We start from the raw sequence: 5,960 nt of genomic DNA on the forward strand, positions 1-5,960 counted from the left end.
TGTCCGCCAAGGGACCATGAGTGCTTTCACCGTTGCTCCGAGAACCGTCGACGGGACGTGGCACGCGTGCCGGCTGTGCGCCGACAGTCGCCCTCCGGGTACCCCTGGGCAGAGAACATAACGACGGTCGGGCCGACCGACCCGCTGTCCGGCGTCGCGGAGTCCATCAGACCAGGGGGCGGTGTCCGTCACGCCAGGGGACTTCGCGGCATCGAGGCGAGCAACCGGGCCGGGTCGTCGAAGACGGCGTCGGCGCCGGCCTCCTCCAGGTCCGTACGGGGGACGCCCCCGCAGAGCAGCGCCACGCATCGCACCCCCGCACGGCTGCCCGCCCGCATGTCCCACACCGTGTCACCGACGAACACCGCACGCTCCGCCGGTACGCCGGCCAGCTCCAGCGCCCGCTCCACGGGCTCGGGGGCCGGCTTGCCCTCGGCGACGTCGTCGGCACTCGCCGTCGCCGTGATGGCCTCGTCCGCGTCGATCGCCTTGCGCAGCGCGGACAGTTCCTCACCACTGGCCGACGTGGCCAGGACGACCTGCCAGCCGTCACCGGCCAGCCGCCGCAGCAGTCGGCCCGCGTCGGGGAACGCGGACAGCCGCTCGAAGTACTGGGCGTAGAGCGTCGTATGAGCCGTGCTGAGGTGCTCCGTCTCGCCCGGGGCCGGATCCCGGTCCTGGGTCTCGCCGAGAAGACGGGCGACGAGATCGCCGGAGCCGAGGCCGACCGCCCGGTGGATCGCGTGCGTCGACACCTGGTGGCCGGCTTGGCGGAACGCCTCCCACCAGGTCACGACGTGCAGATGGTTGGTGTCGACGAGGGTCCCGTCCACGTCGAACACGGCCGCCCGCTCCCGGCCGGTGCCGGTCCGGGCGTCACTGGTCGGCATGCCGAGATCCTCCGGAGTCCCGCTTGTCCAGCGGCCGTACGGCGGGTCCCTGGAGGATCCGGCCGTCCGGGGCGAAGCGGGAGCCGTGGCACGGGCACTCCCATGCCTGCTCCGCGCGGTTGAAGGCCACCACGCAGCCGAGGTGGGTGCAGCGGGCGGAGACCGCGTGGAACTGCCCGCTCTCGTCGCGGTGCACGGCGTACTGCCGTCCGCCCAGGCGCACCACGGCACCGTCGCCCGGCGCGATGTCCTCGGCTGCGGGCTCCGTGCCGGACGGCAGCCGGTCGCCGACGAAGTGCCGGGCCACCTGGGCCTGATGCTTCAGGAACGACATCCCCTCGCGGGCCACCGAAGCCAGCCTGCGCGGGTCGTACAGGCCCGCCCACTCGACCGGGCGGCCCTCGACGAGGTCGCCGAGCAGTCGGCCCGCCATGATGCCCCCGCTCATGCCCCAGCCACCGAACCCCGTGGCCACATAGGTGTGCCGGCTGCCGGCGTGGAACGGCCCGACGAGGGGCACCGAGTCGGTGGAGTCGTTGTCCTGCGTGGCCCACCGGTGCGTGAACGTCAGCCCCCGGAAGCGGTCGTCGGCCCAGTCGGTCAGCCGGGCGAACCGCTCCTCGACGTCGGCGGTGCCGGGGGTGAAGTGCTCCCCGGTGACGATCAGCAGGCGTTTTCCGGCGCCGTACGGCGCGCTGCGCACCGATCGCGTGGCCTGTTCCTGCGTGATGTACATGTCGCGCGGGGCCCGGTCCTCGTCGATGGTGGCGGCCACGACCAGCTCACGGCGCGGGGAGAGCCGGGTGAAGAGCAGGGCACGGTCGAAGACGGGGTAGTGCGTGGCGATCACGACGTCGCCGGCGCGCACCGACACACCTCTGTCGGTCGTCAGGACGCAGGGCCCGCCCTTCCTGAGGCCGACGACGCGCGTCCCCTCGTACACGGCGCCGCCGCGCCGGCGCAGGTCGTCCGCGAGGCCGAGCAGGTACTTGCGGGGATGGAACTGGGCCTGCCCGGCCACCCGGACCGCCCCGGCGACCGGGAAGGGCAGCTCCGTCTCCGTGACGAACTCGGCCGACAGCCCCGCCTCGCGCGCCGCCTCGGCCTCCGCCCGCAGCTGCGCGACGCGCCGCGGATCCTCGGCGTACGTGCAGGCCGCCGCCTCCTCCCAGTCGCAGTCGACGCCGAGTTCGGCGGCGATCTCGGCGGCACGGTCGATGGCGGCGGACTGCGAACGGGCGTACAGCCGGGCGCCCTCGGCACCGCGGGTGCGGCGGAGGTGGTCGTAGACCAGGGTGTGCAGGGCGGTCACCTTGGCCGTCGTGTGGCCGGTGACCCCGGCGGCGATCCGGTCGGCCTCCAGCACGGCCACCTCGCGGCCCCGCCGGACCAGCTCCCAGGCCGTACTGAGCCCGGCGATGCCCCCGCCGACCACCGCGACGTCGACGGAGATGTCCTCGGACAGCGGGGGAGCGGGATCGCCGGGCGGCGCGGTGTCGAGCCAGTAGGACCGCTGGATTCCTGTCTGAGTGCTCATGGCGGCCGAGTGCCCCTCGCGGTGGCAGGCGGAACCATGCGTTCGGATCTCCGCGAGGCCGTTTCCCTCCCGTCCGGGCTGTTTCACTCCCGTCGCGGGCGGGGACCCGGCATGCACGAAACACCTCAGACGAAGCACACGAAACACCTCGGTACGCCACATCTCATACGCCGATACGACTTCTCGTTTTCGGTACGCCGATACGACTTCTCAGTACGTCGATACGACAGACAGGGGTCTCCGCAGATGTCCAATCCACAGCAACCCGAGCAGCGACGCAGTGACAAGGGCGGTGCCACACCGCAGGACAGCGCCGAGCTGAAGGCACGGCAGAGCAGGGCCAAGGGCGGACAGGCCCATGGCACCGACAAAGGTGAAAAGGGCGGCGGCGAGGGCGGCGGTGTGCCTCCGGACCAGCGGCCCGAGCACCCGTGACCTCAAGCCATCGGAGAGGAGTCGACCGTGAGCAGTGAGACGGGTATCAGGGTCGTGGTCACGGGCGCGACCGGGAACGTCGGCAGCAGCGTGGTGCGCCTCCTCTCCGAGGACCCGGAGGTCGAGTGGGTGCGGGGCGTGGCCCGACGCGAGCCCGACTGGGCGCCCCCCAAGACCGAGTGGCACACCGTCGATCTGGCCTCCGAGCAGGCGGACCTGTCCGAGGTGCTCCGGGGAGCCACCGCCGTGGTCCATCTGGCGTGGGCGTTCCAGCCGACGCACGACCCGGCGAAGACCTGGCAGACCAACGTGCTCGGCGGCATTCGCGTGTTCGAGGCGGTCGCCGCGGCAGGCGTACCGGCGTTGGTGTACGCCTCGTCGGTCGGCGCGTACTCGCCGGGGCCCAAGGACCGCGCGGTGGACGAGTCCTGGCCGACGCACGGCTGGCCGGACGCCGCCTACTGCCGTGAGAAGGCCTATCTGGAGCGGGCTCTGGACGTGTTCGCACGCGACCACCCCGAGACCCGCGTGGTGCGGATGCGGCCGGCGTTCCTCTTCAAACGGGAGTCGGCGAGCGAACAGCGCCGTATCTTCGGCGGTCGCTTCCTGCCCGGCCCGCTGGCCCGCCCCGAGCTGCTGCCCTTCCTCCCGGACGTGCCCGGACTCACGGTGCAGGCACTCCACACGGACGACGCCGCCCGGGCCTACCACCTGGCCGTGCGTTCGGACGAAGCCCGGGGTGCCTTCAACCTCGCCGCCGAACCCCCGGTCGACGCCGCCCTGCTGAGTGAGATGCTCGGCCTCCGCCCGGTGCGACTGCCCCGTACGGCTGCCCGCTCCGCCCTCGCGGCGGCCTGGGGGCTGCGCATCCTTCCCGCCTCCCCCCATCTCTTCGACGCGGTTCTGCGGCTGCCCCTGATGGACTGCGCCCGGGCCCGCACCGAACTGGGCTGGGAGCCGGAACACACCCCTACGGAGGTCCTGCGGGAGTTCCTGGAGGGGCTGCGCGAGGGGGCCGGTGCCGACACCGAACCGCTGCGCGGACGCGAGGTCGGCTGAACGGCGACCACGACCGGAGTCACGGGCCGCGCCGCGCGGGTAATCCGCAGGGTGCCATAGCGTGGCCGCTGGAAGGGGGGCGTGTCCGGTCTGCCGTCACGGCATGGACATGGCGGCATGGACATGGCGGCATGGGTGCAATGGATCGGGGAACTCCCCACCCATGGGTCTGAACCACGATGAAGCACCTGTCCTGGACGCCCTCGCCCGCTACCACGACGCCGGCGAACTGCCCTTCACGCCTCCCGGTCACAAGCAGGCACGCGGCGCGGACCCACGGGCCCGGGCGATCCTCGGGGACGCCGTGTTCCTCGGTGACGTACTGGCCAACGGGGGACTCGACGACCGTCTCTCCCGGGCCGCGGTGCTGGAGCGGGCCGAGGAACTCATGGCCGACGCCGTGCACGCCGAGCACACCTTCTTCTCCACGTGCGGCAGTTCCCTGTCCGTGAAGGCGGCCATGCTGACGGTGACTCGTCCCGGTCACAGCCTCCTCGTCGGAAGGGACGCCCATAAATCGGTCGTCGCCGGGCTGATCCTCTCCGGTGTCCGCCCCTTGTGGGTCGAACCGGAGTGGGACGGCGAACGGCGCCTGGCCCACCCCCCGTCGGCGGCGTCCTACGACAAGGCGTTCACCGAGCATCCCGACGCCGACGGCGCCCTCGTCACCAGCCCCACCCCGTACGGGACGGCCGCCGACCTGGGCGGCATCAGCGAGGTCTGCCATCGCCGGGGCAAGCCCCTGATCGTCGACGAGGCCTGGGGCGCGCATCTGCCCTTCCACGACGCGTTGCCGTCCTGGGCCATGGACGCGGGCGCCGACATCTGCGTGACCAGCATCCACAAGATGGGCAGCGGTCTCGAACAGGGCTCCGTCTTCCATCTCCAGGGCGACCTGATCGACCCCGCCGAACTCGCCTCCTGCGCCGACCTGCTCGGCACCACCAGCCCCAACGTCCTGCTGTACGCCGGGATCGACGCCTGGCGGCGGCAGATGGTCCAGTACGGCCACGACCTCCTCGACCACGCCCTGAGCCTGGCCGCACGCACCCGCTCGGCGATCGAGGACGTCGACGGCATCCATGTGAACGACGCGCGGGACTTCTGCGGTCCGGGGCTCGCCGTCGACTTCGACCCCCTGCCGGTCGTGATGGACATCAGCGGCCTGGAGACCACCGGCTACCGGGCCGCCGACTGGCTGCGCGAGCACCACCACGTCGACACGCACCTCTTCGACCACCGCCGCGTCAGCGCCCAGCTCACCCACGCCGACGACGACCACACCACCGACCGTCTCCTCGCCGCCCTGCGCGACCTGGCCGACCACGCCGACGAACTGCGCGGCGCGCCGCGCGTCGACGTCCCGGACCCGTCCGCCCTGCGCATGGAACAGGCCCGGCTCCCGCGCGACGTCTACTTCGGTGAGCACACCGATGTGCCCGTCGGGAAGGCCGAAGGCCGCATCGCCGGCGAGATGATCACGCCCTACCCTCCGGGCATCCCCGCCGTCCTCCCCGGCGAACGCCTCACCGAGCCCGTCCTGCGCTACCTGACCACCGGGGTCGCGGCCGGCATGAACCTCCCCGACGCCGCCGACCAACGACTGAACACGATCCGGGTGTTGACTGAGGCCTGATCCGCCGTGGCCGGGGCGCGCCCGGTGGCCGGTTGCCGCGACCACGGCCGCCTCGGCCAGCGCGGCTGCCGCCGTCGCGTACCGCTTCCCCAGCGGGTTCCCCCTGATCCCCGCCCGTCGACGAGGCGACCGGCGTACTCGCGGCAGCGCGGGAGCTGTCCGCAGACGGGCGATCCGGTGGCCGAGTCAGCCGCCCTCGACGCGCTCTCCGGGGCCCGCACCTGGACCGGAGAGTCCTGCGCCGCCGCGGCTGCCGCCCACCGCAGGATCGACCCCTGGGCTTCGGCGCCGCCCACCCCGCCCGTACGCACGAGCGGATGGCCGCCCTCGCCATGGCCGCGCCGGAACCGCCCTCGGCGTGGGTGGGTGGGGCCGTTGCCCGGCGGCGGGAGGCCGGGCCCCG

The 5,960-nt window shown here is 72.7% G+C and carries 5 protein-coding genes and 1 pseudogene; 4 read left to right on the forward strand and 2 right to left on the reverse strand.

All coding sequences use genetic code 11. The features are described 5' to 3' along the window. Positions 1 to 188: 188 nt before the first annotated feature. Both STRIP9103_RS28360 and STRIP9103_RS28365 read right to left on the reverse strand, forming a co-directional pair. Positions 189 to 890, reverse strand: a complete 702-nt coding sequence (locus STRIP9103_RS28360; protein WP_009326127.1) for an HAD family hydrolase — start codon at positions 888 to 890, stop codon at positions 189 to 191. Beyond that, on the reverse strand, positions 877 to 2,427 hold the full coding sequence (locus STRIP9103_RS28365; protein ID WP_009326125.1) for an FAD-dependent oxidoreductase: 1,551 nt from the start codon (positions 2,425 to 2,427) through the stop codon (positions 877 to 879). The genes STRIP9103_RS28360 and STRIP9103_RS28365 overlap by 14 nt, the downstream gene beginning before the upstream one ends. A 246-nt stretch (positions 2,428 to 2,673) precedes the next feature. On the opposite strand from STRIP9103_RS28365, the gene STRIP9103_RS47165 reads away from it, so the two are divergent. The 4 genes and pseudogenes from STRIP9103_RS47165 to STRIP9103_RS52005 all read left to right on the forward strand — a co-directional run. Further along, entirely contained in the window at positions 2,674 to 2,862 is a 189-nt protein-coding gene (locus STRIP9103_RS47165) for a hypothetical protein (protein ID WP_078614073.1), read from the forward strand. Between the two features lie 27 nt (positions 2,863 to 2,889). After that, positions 2,890 to 3,921 carry an SDR family oxidoreductase gene (locus STRIP9103_RS28375; protein ID WP_009326129.1) on the forward strand — a complete coding sequence of 344 codons (1,032 nt, stop codon included), beginning with the start codon at positions 2,890 to 2,892 and terminating at the stop codon, positions 3,919 to 3,921. 163 nt (positions 3,922 to 4,084) lie between these two features. Continuing rightward, positions 4,085 to 5,557, forward strand: a complete 1,473-nt coding sequence (locus STRIP9103_RS53205) for an aminotransferase class I/II-fold pyridoxal phosphate-dependent enzyme (RefSeq protein ID WP_009326133.1) — start codon at positions 4,085 to 4,087, stop codon at positions 5,555 to 5,557. Between the two features lie 177 nt (positions 5,558 to 5,734). After that, positions 5,735 to 5,960, forward strand: a pseudogene (locus STRIP9103_RS52005) (hypothetical protein); the annotation flags it as partial.

The sequence above is a fragment of the Streptomyces ipomoeae 91-03 genome (assembly GCF_000317595.1).
GTDB lineage: Bacteria > Actinomycetota > Actinomycetes > Streptomycetales > Streptomycetaceae > Streptomyces > Streptomyces ipomoeae.

What these genes read in the sequence shown, in the direction of transcription:
- STRIP9103_RS53205 (WP_009326133.1), top strand. Translation starts at nt 4,085, where the DNA reads ATGGGTCTGAACCACGATGAAGCACCTGTCCTGGACGCCCTCGCCCGC.
- STRIP9103_RS47165 (WP_078614073.1), top strand. Translation starts at nt 2,674, where the DNA reads ATGTCCAATCCACAGCAACCCGAGCAGCGACGCAGTGACAAGGGCGGT.
- STRIP9103_RS28365 (WP_009326125.1), bottom strand. Translation starts at nt 2,427, where the DNA reads ATGAGCACTCAGACAGGAATCCAGCGGTCCTACTGGCTCGACACCGCG.
- STRIP9103_RS28360 (WP_009326127.1), bottom strand. Translation starts at nt 890, where the DNA reads ATGCCGACCAGTGACGCCCGGACCGGCACCGGCCGGGAGCGGGCGGCC.